Source organism: Denitromonas halophila, assembly GCF_007625155.1.
GTDB lineage: Bacteria > Pseudomonadota > Gammaproteobacteria > Burkholderiales > Rhodocyclaceae > Nitrogeniibacter > Nitrogeniibacter halophilus.
Map to the genome: position 1 here is coordinate 42,213 of NZ_VMNK01000015.1, position 17,582 is coordinate 59,794.

The 17,582-nt window shown below is 56.8% G+C and carries 21 protein-coding genes and 2 tRNA genes; 17 read left to right on the forward strand and 6 right to left on the reverse strand.

Annotated features, from left to right (window positions below):
* Window positions 1-8 precede the first annotated feature (8 nt).
* The 17 genes from FHP91_RS14685 (at window position 9) to FHP91_RS14765 (ending at window position 11,640) form a co-directional block, all read left to right on the forward strand.
* Window positions 9-188, forward strand: a complete 180-nt coding sequence (locus FHP91_RS14685; protein ID WP_144310308.1) for a hypothetical protein — start codon at window positions 9-11, stop codon at window positions 186-188.
* Window positions 185-598: a YdbL family protein gene (locus FHP91_RS14690; RefSeq protein ID WP_144310309.1), complete on the forward strand. Its 414-nt coding sequence runs from the start codon at window positions 185-187 to the stop codon at window positions 596-598. Before FHP91_RS14685 ends, FHP91_RS14690 begins: the two co-directional genes overlap by 4 nt.
* Complete coding sequence (locus FHP91_RS14695) at window positions 595-1,386, forward strand: 3'-5' exonuclease (RefSeq protein ID WP_144310310.1); 792 nt, start codon at window positions 595-597, stop codon at window positions 1,384-1,386. Before FHP91_RS14690 ends, FHP91_RS14695 begins: the two co-directional genes overlap by 4 nt.
* A 24-nt stretch (window positions 1,387-1,410) precedes the next feature.
* Complete coding sequence (locus tag FHP91_RS14700) at window positions 1,411-1,653, forward strand: GlsB/YeaQ/YmgE family stress response membrane protein (protein WP_144180025.1); 243 nt, start codon at window positions 1,411-1,413, stop codon at window positions 1,651-1,653.
* 45 nt (window positions 1,654-1,698) lie between these two features.
* Window positions 1,699-1,775, forward strand: a tRNA-Val gene (locus FHP91_RS14705).
* A 144-nt stretch (window positions 1,776-1,919) separates the two neighbouring features.
* Entirely contained in the window at window positions 1,920-3,836 is a 1,917-nt protein-coding gene (thrS, locus tag FHP91_RS14710) for a threonine--tRNA ligase (protein ID WP_144310311.1), read from the forward strand.
* A gap of 27 nt (window positions 3,837-3,863) precedes the next feature.
* Window positions 3,864-4,388, forward strand: coding sequence for a translation initiation factor IF-3 (gene infC / locus FHP91_RS14715; RefSeq protein ID WP_144180031.1), 525 nt, complete (start codon window positions 3,864-3,866; stop codon window positions 4,386-4,388).
* A gap of 119 nt (window positions 4,389-4,507) precedes the next feature.
* A complete protein-coding gene (rpmI, locus tag FHP91_RS14720; protein WP_144180034.1) occupies window positions 4,508-4,705 on the forward strand; it encodes a 50S ribosomal protein L35 in 198 nt (65 codons plus the stop codon).
* A 12-nt stretch (window positions 4,706-4,717) separates the two neighbouring features.
* A complete protein-coding gene (rplT, locus tag FHP91_RS14725; RefSeq protein ID WP_144180037.1) occupies window positions 4,718-5,077 on the forward strand; it encodes a 50S ribosomal protein L20 in 360 nt (119 codons plus the stop codon).
* A 69-nt stretch (window positions 5,078-5,146) separates the two neighbouring features.
* The gene (gene pheS, locus FHP91_RS14730) at window positions 5,147-6,178 is read left to right on the forward strand and encodes a phenylalanine--tRNA ligase subunit alpha (protein ID WP_144310312.1); all 1,032 of its coding nucleotides are present in this window, start codon (window positions 5,147-5,149) and stop codon (window positions 6,176-6,178) included.
* Between the two features lie 6 nt (window positions 6,179-6,184).
* Window positions 6,185-8,563: a phenylalanine--tRNA ligase subunit beta gene (gene pheT, locus FHP91_RS14735; RefSeq protein ID WP_144310313.1), complete on the forward strand. Its 2,379-nt coding sequence runs from the start codon at window positions 6,185-6,187 to the stop codon at window positions 8,561-8,563.
* Window positions 8,560-8,877 carry an integration host factor subunit alpha gene (locus FHP91_RS14740; protein ID WP_186301570.1) on the forward strand — a complete coding sequence of 106 codons (318 nt, stop codon included), beginning with the start codon at window positions 8,560-8,562 and terminating at the stop codon, window positions 8,875-8,877. Before pheT ends, FHP91_RS14740 begins: the two co-directional genes overlap by 4 nt.
* Window positions 8,861-9,241, forward strand: coding sequence for a MerR family transcriptional regulator (locus FHP91_RS14745; protein ID WP_144310314.1), 381 nt, complete (start codon window positions 8,861-8,863; stop codon window positions 9,239-9,241). The genes FHP91_RS14740 and FHP91_RS14745 overlap by 17 nt, the downstream gene beginning before the upstream one ends.
* A gap of 69 nt (window positions 9,242-9,310) precedes the next feature.
* Window positions 9,311-9,387 (forward strand) — tRNA-Pro (locus tag FHP91_RS14750).
* Window positions 9,388-9,855: 468 nt separating this feature from the next.
* A complete protein-coding gene (locus FHP91_RS14755) occupies window positions 9,856-10,116 on the forward strand; it encodes a hypothetical protein (RefSeq protein ID WP_144310315.1) in 261 nt (86 codons plus the stop codon).
* A 67-nt stretch (window positions 10,117-10,183) separates the two neighbouring features.
* Window positions 10,184-11,092, forward strand: coding sequence for an HNH endonuclease (locus tag FHP91_RS14760; protein ID WP_144310316.1), 909 nt, complete (start codon window positions 10,184-10,186; stop codon window positions 11,090-11,092).
* Window positions 11,089-11,640, forward strand: a complete 552-nt coding sequence (locus FHP91_RS14765; RefSeq protein ID WP_144310317.1) for a thermonuclease family protein — start codon at window positions 11,089-11,091, stop codon at window positions 11,638-11,640. The genes FHP91_RS14760 and FHP91_RS14765 overlap by 4 nt, the downstream gene beginning before the upstream one ends.
* Window positions 11,641-12,078: 438 nt before the next feature.
* On the opposite strand, the gene hxsC is transcribed toward FHP91_RS14765, so the two are convergent.
* From hxsC to FHP91_RS14795, 6 genes are all read right to left on the reverse strand, one after another.
* The gene (hxsC, locus tag FHP91_RS14770) at window positions 12,079-13,236 is read right to left on the reverse strand and encodes a His-Xaa-Ser system radical SAM maturase HxsC (protein WP_144310318.1); all 1,158 of its coding nucleotides are present in this window, start codon (window positions 13,234-13,236) and stop codon (window positions 12,079-12,081) included.
* Window positions 13,230-14,690: a His-Xaa-Ser system radical SAM maturase HxsB gene (gene hxsB / locus FHP91_RS14775; protein ID WP_144310319.1), complete on the reverse strand. Its 1,461-nt coding sequence runs from the start codon at window positions 14,688-14,690 to the stop codon at window positions 13,230-13,232. Before hxsB ends, hxsC begins: the two co-directional genes overlap by 7 nt.
* Entirely contained in the window at window positions 14,687-14,971 is a 285-nt protein-coding gene (gene hxsD / locus FHP91_RS14780; RefSeq protein ID WP_186301571.1) for a His-Xaa-Ser system protein HxsD, read from the reverse strand. Before hxsD ends, hxsB begins: the two co-directional genes overlap by 4 nt.
* Window positions 14,972-15,037: 66 nt before the next feature.
* Window positions 15,038-15,331, reverse strand: coding sequence for a His-Xaa-Ser repeat protein HxsA2 (hxsA2, locus tag FHP91_RS14785; protein ID WP_144310321.1), 294 nt, complete (start codon window positions 15,329-15,331; stop codon window positions 15,038-15,040).
* A gap of 262 nt (window positions 15,332-15,593) precedes the next feature.
* Entirely contained in the window at window positions 15,594-16,232 is a 639-nt protein-coding gene (locus FHP91_RS14790) for an SOS response-associated peptidase (protein ID WP_144310322.1), read from the reverse strand.
* A 58-nt stretch (window positions 16,233-16,290) separates the two neighbouring features.
* Complete coding sequence (locus tag FHP91_RS14795) at window positions 16,291-17,580, reverse strand: Y-family DNA polymerase (protein WP_144310323.1); 1,290 nt, start codon at window positions 17,578-17,580, stop codon at window positions 16,291-16,293.
* Window positions 17,581-17,582: the final 2 nt, after the last annotated feature.

The following is a 17,582-nucleotide window of genomic DNA, read 5'->3' on the forward strand; positions in this document are numbered from 1 at the left end:
GGACAGACATGAAACCGGTATCGACATGGGCCGCGATGCTTTCGCTCAGCCTCGCCATGGCAGGTTGCGTGACAATCAATATCTATTTCCCGGCAGCTGCGGCAGAGAAGGCCGCCGACCGGATCATCGACGAAGTCTGGCAACTCAAGCCGGATGCCGCCACCAAGGAAGGAGCGCCCAGCCGATGAAAACCATTTGGAAGATGCTGTTTATTGTCAGCCTGCTGTCCGCCAGCTTGGCAACGGCACAAGGCAATCTCGATGTCGATACGCCCGCGATTTCGGCCATCAAGTCGTCCATGTCGCAGCGGCATGCGCAACTCGCGCCGCTGTATGCGTCTGGTGCGGTCGGTCTCAAGTCGGACGGATCGCTCGCCGTTCATGACGCCAACGCCGTCCCGCTGGCGCAGCGTGGCAAGCTCAATGCGCTGGTGGCAGCGGAGAACAATGATCGCACGGCGCTCTACCGCGAAATTGCCACGGCCAATGGGCACCCCGAATGGGCAGGTGATATCCGCAACACCTTCGCCCAGCGCTGGATCGACAAGGCGCCCGGCGGCTGGTGGGTCGAAGGCTCGCGGGGCTGGACTCGCAAGTGAGCGCCGTTCTCATCTTTGACATCGAGACGATTCCCGATGTGGCCGGGCTGCGTCGTCTGCACGACCTGCCTGATGACCTCGCTGACGATGAAGTGGCCGAGCTCGCCATGCAGCGCCGCCGCGCAGCGACCGGCAACGATTTTCTGCCGCACTATTTGCAGCGCATCGTCACCATTTCCTGTGTTTTTCGTGACGCTGCGCAGTTCAAGGTCTTCTCGCTGTCCGAGCCAGACTCGGACGAGGCGGGCATCATCCAGCGCTTCTTCGACGGCATTGAACGCTTCACGCCACAAATTGTTTCATGGAACGGTGGCGGATTTGATCTTCCGGTGCTTCACTACCGAGGTCTGCTGCACGGCGTCAGTGCGCCGCGCTACTGGGAAATGGGTGAGGGCGATTCCCGGGACGCCCGGGATTTCAAGTGGAACAACTACATCAGTCGTTATCACAGCCGGCATCTGGACTTGATGGATTTGCTGGCTTTGTATCAGCCCCGCGCCAATGCGCCGCTGGACGTGCTGGCCAAGCTGATGGGCTTTCCGGGCAAACTTGGCATGGATGGCTCCGCGGTGTGGGGGGCCTATCAGGATGGGCGGATTGCTGAGATCCGGGACTACTGCGAAACCGACGTGGTCAACACCTACCTGGTTTACCTGCGTTTTCAGCGCATGCGCGGCGTGATGCTGGCAGAAGAATACGAGGCCGAATTGGCCGTGGTACGCAAAACGCTCAAGGCGATTGGCGCGCCGCACTGGGAAGCTTTCCTGGCGCAGTGGCCTGAGTCATGAGCGTGAAACGGGAGTGTGAATAGTATGGGTATCCTCTGGACGATTCTGATCGGACTGCTGGTCGGCGTGGTGGCGAAGTTCATCCATCCCGGCAAGGAGAATCTGGGCTTGGTAATGACCGCGCTGTTGGGGATTGCCGGTTCAATGGTCGCAAGCTTTGGTGGCCAGGTGCTCGGCATCTATCGTGCTGGCCAAGGCGCCGGTTTTTTAGGCGCGCTGATTGGTGCGGTTTTGATTTTGTTTATTTACACGCGAATTAAGCGGTAAAAGTATTTGACAGGTGTTTGGGTTCGGCTATAATTCGGCCTCCTTAGGCGCGTAGCTCAGCTGGTTAGAGCACCACCTTGACATGGTGGGGGTCGTTGGTTCGAGTCCAATCGCGCCTACCAAACATCTAAGGAGCGCATCGTCGTGGCTTTCCGAACTTGCACCGGTTGCAATAACTGAACAGGTCGAGTTTCACGACGTTTGCGTTGCGAACGAAAAAAGTGCGGCTCAGACCGCACTTTTTTTTTGCCCCAAAGGATTGAGTCATGCCGAAGATCACGCTCCCCGACGGTTCCGTTCGAAGTTACGAGCAGCCGGTGACCGTCCTTGAAGTTGCCGCGTCGATCGGCGAGGGTCTGGCGCGCGCCGCGCTGGCTGGCAAGGTCGATGGTGTTGTTGTTGATGTGTCCCATTGCATGGACGCCGACGCAGGGCTGAGCATCATCACCGCAAAAGATCCCGATGGTCTGGAAGTCATCCGCCACTCGACCGCTCACTTGCTGGCCTATGCCGTCAAGGAGCTGTACCCGGAAGCGCAGGTCACCATCGGTCCGGTGATTGAAAACGGCTTCTACTACGATTTTTCTTACGCGCGCCCCTTCACGCCCGAAGATCTGACCAAGATCGAGGCGCGCATGCGCGAGCTCGCAAAAAAAGATCTGCCGGTCGTGCGCGAAGTGTGGCAGCGCGATGAGGCCGTGTCCTTCTTCAAGTCCATTGGCGAAAACTACAAAGCCGAGATCATTGCGTCGATTCCGCAGGATCAGGCGGTGTCCTTGTATCGCGAGGGCGATTTTGTCGATCTGTGTCGCGGACCGCACGTGCCGTCCACCGGCAAACTGAAAGTCTTCAAGCTCATGAAGCTCGCCGGCGCCTATTGGCGTGGCGACTCGAAAAACGAGATGCTGCAGCGGATCTACGGCACGGCCTGGGCCAGCAAGGACGACCAGGCCAATTACCTGCACATGCTCGAAGAGGCCGAAAAGCGCGATCACCGCAAAATCGGCAAGCAGCTTGATCTCTTCCATTTGCAGGACGAGGCGCCGGGCATGGTGTTTTGGCACCCGCTGGGCTGGACGCTGTGGCAGCAGGTTGAGCAGTACATGCGCAACACGCTGAACGAGGCGGGCTACAAGGAAGTCAAGACGCCCTTGATGATGGATCGCTCGCTGTGGGAGCGCTCGGGGCACTGGGAAAACTACCGCGAGAACATGTTCACCACGGAGTCGGAAAAGCGCGACTACGCGGTCAAGCCGATGAACTGCCCGGGCCATGTCGAGATCTTCAACCATGGCCTGCACTCCTACCGCGACTTGCCGCTGCGTCTGGCGGAGTTTGGCTCTTGTCATCGCAATGAACCCTCGGGCGCGCTGCATGGTTTGATGCGTGTGCGTGGTTTTGTGCAGGACGATGCCCACATTTTCTGCACCGAAGACCAGGTGGTCTCCGAGGTGCGTGAGTTCAACGAACTGCTGATGCGCGTGTATAGCGACTTCGGTTTTACCGAAGTCGACGTCAAGCTGTCGCTGCGCCCTGAAAAGCGTGCTGGATCGGACGCGGTCTGGGATAAGGCGGAAGACGGCCTGCGCGAAGCGCTGGCGTCTTCCGGCGTGAGCTGGGAAGAACTCGAAGGCGAGGGTGCTTTCTATGGTCCGAAGATCGAATACCACATCAAGGACGCGCTCGGTCGCTCTTGGCAGTGCGGCACCATGCAGCTCGATTTTGTGCTGCCTGAACGCCTGGACGCCGAGTATGTGACGGAAGGAAACAGTCGCGCCCGCCCGGTTATGCTGCATCGCGCCATTCTGGGATCGATGGAGCGTTTCATTGGTATTTTGATCGAAAACCATGCCGGCCATTTCCCGTTTTGGCTCGCGCCGGTTCAAGCGGTTGTGATGAATATTTCCGATCCGCAGGCCGACTATGTGAAATCCGTGACCAGCCGGCTCCAAAAGGCCGGCTTCCGGGTGGTTTCAGATTTGCGGAACGAGAAAATTACATATAAAATCCGCGAACATAGCGTACGCCGCTTGCCCTATCAGCTTGTCGTTGGTGACAAGGAGAAAGAGGCAGGTTTGGTTGCCGTGCGCGCCCGGGGTGGTCAAGACCTCGGTCAAATGTCCCTCGATTCGTTGATCGAGCGTTGGCAGCGGGAAATTTTCACGCGCGCCGGCATGGACTGATTTTGTTCGAATTTGGAGAGTTGAACCATCGCTCAGGAAAAGAAGCAGCGCGTTAATTCAGAAATTACCGCGCCGGAAGTGCGTCTGATCGACGCCGACGGGGAACAGGCAGGCGTCGTGTCCATTCGTGCAGCACTGGCGATGGCCGATGAGGTGGGGCTGGATCTGGTTGAGATCGCTCCGCTGGCTGAACCGCCGGTCTGCCGCATCATGGATGTCGGCAAGTTTAAGTATCAGAGCGCCAAGAAGGCGCATGAGGCTAAGCTCAAGCAAAAGCAGGTTCAGGTAAAGGAAGTCAAGCTGCGTCCGCGAACGGACGAGAATGACTACCAGATCAAGCTGCGTAATCTGAAACGCTTCCTGGAAAATGGCGACAAGGTCAAAGTGACCCTGCGCTTCCGCGGTCGTGAGATGGCTCACCAAGAGTACGGCATGCGCCAGCTCGAGCGTATCAAGGCCGACCTGATCGAGCTGGCAAACGTCGAGCAGATGCCAAAGATGGAAGGGCGCCAGATGGTGATGATCATCGCGCCGAGCAAGAAGACGGTTTAAAGATTTTTGCGCACTGCGCAAAAAGTAGGGGAAGTGCCAGTCACTTCCATGACAAGTGGAGCCGGGTAAAAAAATACGCCACTGGCGTTACCTGGTGCCATGACATAACAGGAGCAATCATGCCCAAGATGAAAACGAAGAGCGGCGCAAAAAAGCGGTTTAAACTGCGCGCTGGCGGTGGCATCAAGCGTGCCCAGGCGTTCAAGCGTCACATTCTGACCAAGAAGACCACCAAGGTGAAGCGTCACCTGCGCGGTGTTCTGGAGGTTCATGAGTCTGACGTCAAGATGGTTCGCGCCATGTTGCCTTACGCCTGATAGGAGAAAAAGATGTCCCGAGTTAAACGTGGTGTAACAGCCCGCGCCCGCCACAAGAAAGTCCTGGCTCAAGCCAAGGGCTATCGCGGTCGCCGCAAGAACGTCTATCGCGTCGCCAAACAGGCGGTGATGAAAGCCGGTCAATATCAGTATCGTGACCGTCGTCAGCGCAAGCGTCAGTTCCGCGCTCTGTGGATTGCCCGTATCAACGCGGCTGCTCGCGAGCTGGGTCTGACCTACAGCGTCTTCATGAACGGCCTGAAGAAAGCCGCGATTGAAGTTGATCGCAAAGTGCTGGCCGATCTGGCAGTGTTCGACAAGCCGGCGTTTTCCGCCCTTGTTGACCAGGCCAAGGCAAAGCTTGCTGCATAAGCGGATGCAGCTCAAAGAAAGGAGGCCTGGCCTCCTTTTTTTTTCTGAATTGAATTACGGCCATTGTTCATGAATGAGCTCGACACTCTCGTAACGCAAGCGCGCACCGATTTTGAGAACGCTGCCGACGCCACTCAGCTGGATGTCGCCAAGTCGCGGTATCTCGGCAAGGGCGGTGCCATTACTCAGCAAATGAAAACGCTGGGGCAGTTGGGTCCGGACGAACGCCGGGCGGCGGGCGCGCGCATCAATGCCGCCAAAGACCAGATCGAGACGGCGCTTGAAGCCCGTCGCGAAGCAATCCGCGATGCCGCCCTGGCTATTCAACTGTCGGCCGAGGCGCTGGATGTGACCTTGCCGGGCCGGGGGATGGGCAAGGGCGGTCTGCATCCGGTGAGCCGGACGCTTGAGCGCATCGAAGCCTTGTTTAGATCCATTGGCTTTGAAGTGGCCGATGGCCCGGAAATCGAGACCGATTTCCTGAACTTTACCGCGCTGAACACACCGGAAAATCACCCGGCCCGTTCGATGCACGACACCTTCTATCTTGAAGGGGTGGACGATGTGTTGTTGCGCACCCACACCAGTCCGGTTCAGGTGCGAACCATGCGTGAACATGTGGCGCAGTACGGCGATCGCGAACACATGCCGGAAATCCGGGTGATCATCCCTGGCCGGGTGTATCGGGTTGACTCCGACGCCACGCACTCACCGATGTTCCATCAGGTTGAGGGCTTGTGGGTGGGTGAAGACATCAGTTTTGCCGATCTCAAAGGCGTGATCGCAGATTTTCTGCGCAAGTTCTTTGAGACTGACGACCTTCAGGTGCGCTTCCGCCCGTCCTTCTTCCCCTTCACGGAGCCGAGTGCTGAGATTGATGTGGCGTTCATGCACGGCGAGATGAAAGGGCGCTGGCTCGAAATTGCCGGTTGCGGCATGGTCCATCCGAACGTGTTGCGTCATGGCGGTATCGACCCCGAGCGCTACACAGGCTTCGCCTTCGGCATGGGGCCGGACCGGCTCACCATGCTCCGTTACGGCATCAACGATCTGCGCCTCTTCTTCGAGGGCGATCTGCGTTTCCTCGGCCAATTCAGGTAAGCGAACATGCAATTCTCAGAACAATGGTTGCGCCATTTCGTCGATCCGAAGATTGACAGTGAGGCGCTCGGTCAGTTGATGACCATGGCTGGCCTGGAAGTGGAAGAAATGAACGCCGTCGGCGGGGTGTTTACCTCCGTCGTGGTGGGCAAGATTCTGTCGACCGAAAAGCACCCGGACGCGGATCGTCTGAAAGTGTGCCAAGTCGATGCCGGCCAGGATGCGCCGCTGCAAATCGTGTGCGGTGCGCCCAATGCCGAAGCCGGTATGAAAGTGCCGTGTGCCGTGGTGGGCGCAAGCTTGCCCGGCTTCGAAATCAAGCAGGCCAAACTGCGCGGTGTCGCCTCGCACGGCATGTTGTGCTCCGCTCGTGAGCTCGGTATTTCCGACGAGCACGGCGGACTGTATGCGCTGCCTGACGACGCGCCGGTCGGTGCCGATGTGCGTCAGTTGCTTGGGCTGGATGACACGGTGTATGTGATCAAGCTGACACCGAACCGGGCGGATTGCCTCAGCCTCGTGGGTGTGGCCCGTGAAGTGGCGGCGCTGACCGATATGCCGCTGACGGTGCCACCGTCGGCGCCTGTCGAGCCGACGATCGATGATCGTCGCGTCATCGCGCTGGATGCGCCAGAATCCTGCCCGCGCTTTTGTGGCCGAATCCTTCAAGGCGTGGATGCACGCGCGAGTACGCCGGAGTGGATGGTGCGTCGTCTCGAGCGCAGTGGCATCCGGGCAATCAGCGCGCTGGTCGACATCACCAACTACGTGATGCTCGAACTGGGCCAGCCGCTGCACGCTTATGATAACGACCATCTCGAAGGTGCGATCCATGCACGTATGGCGCAGCCAGGCGAGAAGCTGCTGCTGCTCAACGAACAAGTGATCGAACTGGCCGCTGGCACTCTGGTGATTGCTGACGATGCGCGCGTGCTTGGCATGGCAGGCATCATGGGCGGAGAAGAGAGCGGTATCTCGCTCGATACGCGCAACGTATTTCTTGAGGCCGCCTACTTCACACCCGACGCGGTGGCCGGTCGTGCGCGCGAATACGGGTTTGGTTCCGATGCCTCTCACCGCTTTGAGCGTGGGGTCGATTTTGCGCTGTCGCCCGTGGCGATCGAGCGCGCCACTGCATTGATCCTCGAGATCTGCGGCGGTCAGGTCGGGCCGGTGGTGCAAGCCGAAAGTCTTGCGCATCTGCCAGCGCGCCGGCCGGTGACCTTGCGCCCCGCGCGGGCTCGCAAGGTGCTGGGCATTGATCTGTCCGATGACGACATGGCCAGCCTGCTGTCACGTGTGCACCTTGATGTCGTACGCGAGAGCGAGAACTTTCGCGTGACACCGCCATCGTATCGCTTCGATATCGAAATCGAGGTCGATCTGGTTGAAGAACTGGCGCGCTTGCACGGCTACGACAACATTCCCGCCCCCGCACCGCAAGGCCATCTCGCCATGCTGGATCGGCCAGAATCCCGTCGTGACCTGTGGCAAGTGAAGCGCATGGTCGCCGACCGCGACTATCAGGAAGTGGTGACCTACTCCTTCATTGAAGAGGCGTGGGAGCGTGATCTTTGCGGCAATACTCAGCCGATTCGCCTGGCCAATCCGATTGCCAGTCAGATGAACGTGATGCGCAGCAGTCTGCTTCCCGGACTGCTCGGCGTGTTGCTGACCAACCGCAAGCGCCAGAACCCTCGTGTGCGCGTGTTTGAAACCGGTCGCTGTTTCCGCGTCGACGATGCCGGCACACCGGTGGCAGGCTACGATCAGTCTGTGCGACTCGGATTGCTGGCAGCAGCCGGAACTGCGCCTGAGCAGTGGGGCGTGGCGCATCGCAACGCAGATTTTTACGATCTGAAGGGCGATCTCGAAGCCTTGTTTGCTCCGCAAACACTCAGCTTCGAAGCCGCGGAGCACCCCGCGCTGCACCCGGGGCGAAGTGCCAAAGTACTGGCCGCGGGCAAGGTAGTCGGCTACATCGGTGAAATTCACCCGAAGTGGGCGCAAAAATACGAACTGGGGAATGCCCCGGTCGTATGCGAAGTAGACGTCGATGCGCTTCTGCAAGCAAGCTTGCCGGTGTACACGGCGATCTCCCGCCTGCCCGCTGTTGTGCGGGACATGGCATTGGTGGTCGCCAGTACGGTGCCGGCAATGGCGCTGATGGCCGCGCTCAAGCAGGCTGCGCCGGCGATTGTTCGGGATATCCAGTTGTTCGATGTCTATCAAGGCAAGGGGGTTGATCCTGACAAAAAGAGCCTTGCTTTCAGGGTGTTGATGCAAGATACTCAACGAACCCTTGAAGATGCCGAGGTGGACGCTGCGGTCAGTGCGCTGGTTCAGTGCGCTCAAGCACAATTCAACGCCGCCCTGCGTGGATGAGGGACGCGAGCATGACGTTAACGAAGGCCGAATTAGCTGACCTGTTGTTTGAGCAGGTTGGTTTGAACAAGCGCGAATCGAAAGACATGGTGGAAGGTTTCTTCGAAGAAATTCGCACGGCATTGGAGCGGGGGGACTGCGTCAAGCTGTCCGGTTTCGGCAACTTCCAGTTGCGCGACAAACCCCAGCGTCCGGGCCGGAACCCGAAAACGGGGGAAGAAATTCCCATTACCGCCCGCCGTGTAGTGACCTTTCACGCCAGCCAGAAGCTGAAATCTTCTGTGGAAAAGCTGAGTTATGCAGGAAAGTCCTAATCCGGAAGCCGATGTCGTACTGCCGCCGATTCCCGCCAAGCGTTACTTCACGATTGGCGAAGTCAGCGATCTGTGTGCGGTCAAACCGCATGTGTTGCGCTATTGGGAGCAGGAATTCACCCAGCTCAAACCGGTAAAGCGTCGCGGTAATCGACGCTACTACCAGCACCATGAAGTGCGACTGATCCGCAAGATCAGGGAGTTGCTTTACCAGGATGGCTTCACGATTTCCGGTGCGCGGAATCAGCTGAATGCATCGGCGATCCACGCACAGGAAGACGCGGAGCAAGCGGTTGAGTTGCGAGCGTCCATTTCGCAAGCGCGTGAGACCCTGATCGCCTTGTTGGATGACTTGAAGCGCTAAGTTTGTTAAAAATATCGGCCTTGCGGAATTGTAGTTTTGAATTCCAGTGCTATAATTCCGCTCCTGTGTCGGGGCGTAGCGCAGCCTGGTAGCGCACTTGCATGGGGTGCAAGGGGTCGCGAGTTCGAATCCCGCCGCCCCGACCAATAGAAACAGGCACTTAGCCCAGTCTTCGGACTGGGCTTTTTGCTTTCTGAGGCTGTTGGTGACACTTCTGGTGACACCTTGGCGAAGGTGTGCTGCTTTCCAGCGGTAAAAAAGCGGCCCGTGGTGTTCCGACCTTGCCGGCATGGAAGCTTGTCTGTGATGTCCAGGTGCAAGATCGCTCGCGCGACGCCATCAGTATGGGCATCAACCATCGATCACAGCGCCCGCGTCCGGGTTGTCAGGGAGCGTGTGTTGGTTAAGTTTTCCCCTCCCCATGTGGACCACGCGTCGTGACCCCCGCCCCCACCCTGACCCAACGGTCTTGCACCAAACCCCCTTGAAAACTTCGTGTCCCAGATTGCGAGCCCCATATGTAACTGCGGACAAGTCGTACTAAGGGCGGTGCTGCTATCGCTTTATCCAAAAAGGATTGATATGCTGTCGTCAATCTACTTGTAGGGTCGGCAATGACAAAAGAAGACAGGTTGGGCATCTGTGGTGACTGCGGTGGAACGATTAGCCGTCGTGCTGTGCTGTGTCCTGGTTGCGGGCGTTCGTTCGGAGGCGACCCGCGTCTTGAGGTGAACATCGCTGATGTGCGCATGCCATTTAGTTCGATGGTGGTCTTTATGGTCAAGTGGGCGATCGCAGCAATTCCCGCCGTGATCATCTTGGCCGTGATTTGGTTCTTCGTGATCGGCCTGCTTGGTTCTGGGATGCGGCACTGAGTTTGGTCGCCAACCGAACAAGTTGCGAGCCGATTCTTCGTTTCAGTCTAGCGAGCTACAACGAGATATGAGCTACTTTTGGGTCAACCACAAACAAACCGGGCGGCAAGAGCGCTTGGGCGGATACCTTTGGTCGCCGTTCAAGAAGGCGAACGGTGGAAAAAACGCAACCTACGACAGTATGGCCACTGCTAGACCCGGGGATACAGTGTTTTCATACGTGGGCGGGCGTATCGGTGCTGTCGGCACCGTAGTTCAGGCTGCGCGTCCTGCACCGAAGCCTGTCGAGTTTGGCGTGGCCGGCGCGAACTGGGGAAAGGAGGGGTGGTTACTTCCCGTTGACTTCGAGGTGCTAGAAAGGCCGCTAAAGCCGAAAGACGCTATCGAATCAATCCGACCGCGCCTGCCATTGAAACATTCGCCGATCCAACCCAACGGGAACGGGAACCAGGCGTGCTACCTGGCGCCGATTTCGGATGCCCTGGGGACACATCTACTTGAACTGCTTGGACGCGTTCTCTCTGCGCCCATTGACGATGAAGCTCAGGATGTTCGGGAGATCGAAGCCTCCCCAGTGCTTTCCGAGACGGAAAAAGCACAGCTTATACAGGCGAGGCGTGGGCAGGGACGTTTTCGTTCTGCTGTGCTTGGAATTGAGCCGCGCTGCCGTGTGACGGGTGTTGATGTTCCTGAACTACTTCGGGCAAGTCACATAAAGCCCTGGCGCGACTCTGACAACTGCGAGCGGCTTGATGGGAACAACGGCCTCATGCTCGCGCCACACGTGGATGTGTTATTTGATCGCGGGTTGATCTCGTTTTCCGACGCTGGGGGAATACTAGTTTCGCCGCAACTGTCGCCCAAAGTACTCGGACAATGGGGGATCAATCCGAAAAGGACGGTAGGCATTTTCTCGCCTGATCAGTCCATGTACCTGCGTCTACACCGGCAACGCTTTGGTTATCAACCGGAATGACCTCTCCGTCGTCCTTCCTGCTTGCGTTTGCTGGATGCGTCTTTTTCGCTCTGCCGTCTGTGTCGAAAGGCGAAGTTCTTCATGGCCGTATCGTCGGGGTTGCCGACGGCGACACAGTGACATTGCTGGATGCAAACAACGTGCAGCACAAAATCCGACTGCAAGGCATCGATGCACCTGAGAAAAACCAGCCGTACGGAAGTGCGTCTAAGCGCCGCCTTTCGGACCTTGTTTTTGGCCGCACTGTGGGTGCGGCATGCAGCAAGACGGATCGCTATCGGCGATTGATCTGCCGAATCGATGTCAATGGAGTCGACGTAAATCTGGCCATGATCACTGCGGGCATGGCTTGGCACTATAAAGCCTACGAAATGGAACAGACTTCAACTGAGCGAACTGCATACGTTCTAGCCGAAGAGCAGGCCCGTCTGGCACGCACTGGACTGTGGTTGGACCACAGCCCGACACCTCCCTGGGGTTTTCGGAAGGCGAAAAGGGAGGCCGACATGCTCAAGCGAATGAGTAAAGGAGCGGGCAAGCCACAGTAGGATTATGCGGAGGTGAGGCATGTGCCCCAGCATGGAAGCGTCATTGGATCGAATTGCACCGGCTCTCTCGGCATCAATGTCGATAGAATCGTAAAGATTCCAATCGAATCGATATTCGTGTGAGGGGGGCTTTCCGCCTCACAACGGGGAGCGCTTGCAGGCAACAACCCAGACGGAGTCTGTGGGCCACAACCTGACGGCCAGGCTAGAATAACAGCGTTATTACGAAAGTTTTTGCGCTGTAAGCAGGCACACGCTAGATAAACCGACTAGCCCTTGCTCAGTTGCGGATTTGATGCATAGTGAGGACGCTCTTGCAAGAGGCGGTATCTCATGCTGACCTTGTGACTGCCGCTTGATGGCGGTTCGGAATATGGGCCGGCGAAGAACCGCCTCCAAGAAAAAACATTGTGATCTAAGTTCGCAGATATCCAAAAATTAGGTAAATGGCTTTAACGACTGGCTGTATCCGTGCTGAATCCCCGAGGAAAAGAAACCGCCACAATCATGCTTTCTGGTGCAGCCTTGGCACTCAAGTGCATATTCGTTTTTCCAGTCGGATATGGAGCGTACGTATGCTTCTTCTACGTCAGGATTGACAAGGCAAAGTGGGTGGTTGTAAACCGATACCGGAACGCGGTAGCTGCTTAAGACCCTTACTGCCTCACTGAGTTTGTCTTTGTATTCAATTGGGTCAATCCACAGAGAGTCAAGGTTCGCACGGGTGAAGCCCGTCATCTCCAGCCCCATTAACGCTACCTGGTCGATAAAAAGCAGGTTGCGAGTGATGAATTCAGCAAGGGCCGGCAGGCCATCACAAGTCTGTTTGTGCACCACTACGCGAATCTCGACTCGTTGGCCAAACTCCTTGAGATTAAGTATGCCGCGTAGTGTCTCGTCAAATGCGCCCTTTGCTTGGACAACGTAGTCATGCCTGGCTGGGTCTGAAGAGTAAACTGGAATGCCGACCATCACTTCTGGGTGCCCGACGGCCGCGTACTTTCTTGCAAATTCGCGGTCAGCAAAACGCCGGCCGTTAGAGAGGATATGAAGCGAGGTATGGGGTAAATACCGCTTAAAATGGCCAACCAGGCTGATGAAGTCTTCTCCGTAGATGGTGGGCTCGCCCCCTGTGATGCACATGATCTTGGCGGTGTGCCGTGGGATCATGCGAATCAGCTCCATTGCTTCATCCATGAGCCAGCCGTCATCTACGTCTTTTGGCGGCTGTGAGCACATCAAACAGTAGTTGTTGCAGCGCTCCGTGATGAGCACCGCGTTGTGAGGCGAACTCGCGCGATAGAGTGAACGAATCCTACCGTCCGACCCTATGGCAATAACGTCGTTCTCCGCCAGGTAGGCAAAGGTCCGGTCGATGACAGTACAGGCCGCCTCGGCTGGCAAGTTTTCAGGAACTGAATCAAACGCCAGGTAATGGCGAAATCCTTCAGGGACTTCATTTCCTCTCACCAGAAACGCGCGTTTTCCACGAAGCACCACCGGCAGGTGTGGATTTGTGCTCAGCAAGAAGAGTTGCCGCCTTACAGGCATAACTGCCGAGCTTAGCTGAATGACCTTTCCGGATAATTTCAGCATGCGCCCACCCATTTCATGAAAATTTCCTTTGCTTCAGGGTCGGTCCTCATAACCTCTAGTAGGTGCTTTGCTATGCCCATTTGGCGTTTGCAGAACTCGGACTCTGGTTTTCGGCCGAGCATGTCTCCTGTCATTCCGTGGTGAAACACCGGGTCGGCGCCACACCAGGGCTCAATTGCGCAATCAGAGCAGCCCGGAGCAGACAAGGTGAAAGAGTCCTCCAGCGCTGTCAGGAGCGCGTCATTCGTGAAGATTTCTTCGTAGTTGTTGGTGTAAAGATTGCCAATGCGGAACGTCGAATCACCCATCTCATGCAACATTCGGCTCTCATCGGATGCATAGACGTCTCCATCGTAGTTGAAGACCACCGCGGAGATACCTGCGCCGCTCGGGTTTGAGAGGTCGACAAAGCTGGGGTCGCGCACCGTCAGCATTTTGGTCAGCAGAATGGAACTGTAATGTTCGACAAAAACTGTACCGGCCTTGTTGAGTTCAAGGATGTAGGCCAAGCCTTCCTTGAAGAACTCCAGCCAACGCTCGGCGTTGTATGCATGGTAGCTCTTCGTCCTTAACGCAAAACCATACGGCGAAAGGTGCCGAAGGAAGACACCATTGAAATCTAGCTTCACGTATTCATCGATGATGTCCTTCACCCGGTTCATGGAGGAGGGGGAGGTGGTCATCAGCGCCGACACAGCATCATAGCCAACAATTTCTCGGGCCCGCCAAAGCCCGTCGACAAAGCGTGCATAGCTGTCCCGCCCCGGGCGGGGGCGATTTTTGTTGTGTAGGTCTTCCGGGCCATCGAGCGAAGAGGACAGAAAAATCCCGTGATCGCGACAGTATTCGAACATTTCATCGGTGGCGAGGGATAACGTTGTCGTGATGACGAACTGGAGGTTGCGCCGCTCCAACCTGTTGCGCTCCTCGGCCTTCTCCACGATGTACTTGATTAGCGGCCAGTTGAGCAAGGGCTCCCCGCCCTGGAATTCAATTTTGATGGCTGGGTTTGGTGACCGAAAGACGATATCCAACGCTTTGTCTGCGGTCTCCTCTGTCATGTCGAATTTCGCTTTGTCTTCTGACTGCCGGGAGACTTGGCAATATTGGCAAGAGTGGTCGCATCGAAGGGAAACCACGAAAAGATGCAAGTTCGTGAAATTTGCTTTGTTCACAAATTTCGTTCGTGCCTTCAGTGCTAGCAGTTCGAGCGGGGCCTGCTCCCCAGGCTCTCGAAGCATGTGTTTGGCCCGCAGTGTGCTGTAGTCTGGGTCAGAGGTGTCTAGAGTGTGATTGACTAGCGCCCCTAGCTTTTCTCGTTCAAGGATGACGAATTCGCCGACGATGTTTGATAAAACAACCTCACCTTCACCGAGAGGCTCAAACTTGAATGGCAGTAGCTCATACCCGTGTTCAGCATCGGAATATGTCGATATGGGTTGGAACTTACTCATCCCTGCAATCCTGAACGAGAAAAGGCATACGCTAAGATGAGATTTCGTATATCTGCCGTCTCATTCTTGATTTGAATTCGAAGCTGTTGGTCGAGGAGCTCACGTTTGAAATCGGCGAGCAGTGGTGCAAGTACGTCTTCTGGCCCTACAACCACTTCGATGTCACAAGTAATGGCTCCTTCCGATTGAGAAATGAGTACGGTCAGTCGGTCAATAAAGCGATAAGCCGCTTTCTGGACGGCTTCAAGCGAATACACGCTTTTGTCAAGGTCAAGGCGCACAGTAATTCCTTTGCTAAAACGAAAAAGCCGGCATATGCCGGCCCTTGGTTATTTCATGGATGCGAATTAGCGGCTTGAGTAGTGCGAGGAGTGAGACGAGTGCGAGGAATGAGACGAGTGCGATGAGTGGCTTTGATGATAGGCCATCATCAGGCCACTTTCAGCTCGCTCAAGCGTAAAACCGAAGGCATCACCAGTTTGGTTAGTCACCGTAATTTTTGAGGAGGCGACTTGGCCCGGCATCGTGGCTTCAACGCTCGGCACTGCTGTAGTCAGTTCCTGCTTAGCAGGGAGTGCTTGTGCGTGTTGAGCCGCAAAACTAGCTGCAAGCGCTGTGAACGAAGCCATGAATTTTTTCATCAGAACACCTGTTTCAAATTGTTAGCTTAATGATACTGCGCTGGAAATTCGAGTCAATACCGCGAAAGTCATAGCGGGTACAACCCAAAGCGTTGTGCCTTGTGGGTTAGCTCCAACAGGGCCGCGTTCGTGGGGTCGAAACTATTGGGCTCCTTGCTCTCAGTTGATGTTCTCCGTGCGGGGGCCGTTGAAAGCACTTCAATCGTTCAACCGTACATCCCTAATGACACCAAAAGTCGAATTGCACGGTGTTTCGATCGGGCTAATCGCTAAGGCGTCCGGACGAGGCTGTCAGCAGCGCAGGATCGCACGGGCGAAGAATCTCCCTCATCTGCGCTTCGGTGGCTGCAGCCAGCCAGTCCTCGACCTGCCTACCATCCAGAATGACCGTCATGCGCTTTTCGTCGCCAGGCTTGTGAAACCGGCGCATCACAGGGTGATCGTCAGCGTTGACGGTCAGCATTGTGAACGACCATCCGGGCTGATCATCATCCCAGTTTTTTCGCTCCCACAGGCCGGCCAGCGCCATCGGCAAACCGTCGGCGCGTTGAATCCTCCACCAGACCGCTTTGCCGGTTTCATAGCACGGTTCATAGATGGCAGTGGCCGGGACGATGCAAAGCTGGCGCTTTTGCCAGGCGTTGCGAAATGACGGCTTCTCGGCAACGGTCTCAGAGCGCGCGTTGTATGTCCTCTTCGCGAAACTCTGCTCCTTCGCCCAAACGGGAAGGAGACCAAACGTGCCCAGGACTGCGGCGCGAGGCCCGTTGTTCGCGGGGCGGTAGACGAGCGGCGCGGCACTACCCGGGTAGGCGTCACCCTTCGGGATGACGTCATCAATAGGCGGTGCGTCAAAGAACGATAGTTCCTTGTTTCCGATAGGGCGATAGTTCGAGCACATTGACTAAGGATACCTTGGGCTCAGGCGGGCTGAGTTCCTAAGCGGAGCGTGGCTAGTTTTACCTCACGACAGGCAACTCGTCCCACCGGGTGGTGAAGCGTGGCGAGCGGTTTTCCGATCGCATGCTCCAGCGCTGCTGCGTGCCGCTAGCCCCGGTGCGCAACATGCCTCGCCCATAGAGGCGGTTGACTTGGTCCATCGCAGACATGACCGCCGCCGAGCGTGCGTGCTCCACCGGTGCGTCGAATAGGCTGCCCTGTTGGACGCCCTTGTCCGACAGCAGGGTGAGCATGATGCCGGTTTTTTTGTACCGGAAGCCTGGGCGGTAAATCGACCGCAGGCCATGAAGGGCAGCGGCCGTCAGTGCGAGCGTGTCGTCACTGGGGGCCACCAATGCCACCGTAGTCCCGGTGTTGTTCTGGGGTTCTTCGGGTCGGAAGCGATTGCACTGTACGAATACGTGGACGGCTGCACACACCGAGCCTTGCTCGCGCAGCTTCTCCGCGGCTCGGTCGACGTAGGTAGCCACGGCTTCGCGCAGATCCTCCAGGGCCTCAACGCTGTGTCCGAAGCTTCGCGAGGACATGATTTGCTGTTTGGAGGGCGCGACTTGTTCAAGCTCCAGGCAGGCGATGCCGCGAAGTTCGCTACAAACTCGCTCCATGACGACGCCAAAGTGCGAACGCAGTGTTTTGGGTGAGGCATTGCGAAGATCGAGCACCGACTGAATACCCATCTCCTTGAGCCGTGGCGCAAGCCTTGGACCAACACCCCAAACTTCACCTGCGTCAATATCCGCCATATAGCCTAGGCGCTCTGGTCGGCTGAGAGCATGAAGGTCACAGACACCGTTGAATTCAGCGCGCTTCTTCGCCATGTAATTGGCAAGCTTGGCCAGTGTTTTGGTTGGCGCCACGCCGACGCACACCGGCAAGCCGGTCCATTGCTTCACCCGGTGGCGGATTTGCTCGCCCATTGCCAACGCTCCGCCATAGAGATGGGCGACCGTCTCGATGCGCAAAAATGCCTCATCAATGCTGTAGATCTCAATTTCGGGCGAGAAGTCTCGCAGCACCAGCGCCACCCGATTGCTCATGTCGCCGTACAGCGTGTAGTTCGATGAGAAAGCGCGAATGTCGTGCTTTTCGGCCAGATCCTTCATCTTGAACCACGGCACACCCATCTTGACGCCAAGCGCTTTGACTTCATTGCTACGGGCCACTGCGCAGCCGTCGTTGTTCGACAGCACCACAATCGGCGTATGGGCTAGGGCAGGCTGAAAGACACGTTCGCACGAGACGTAGAAATTGTTCACGTCGACTAGTGCAAATTGGGGTGTGGCGTTCATAT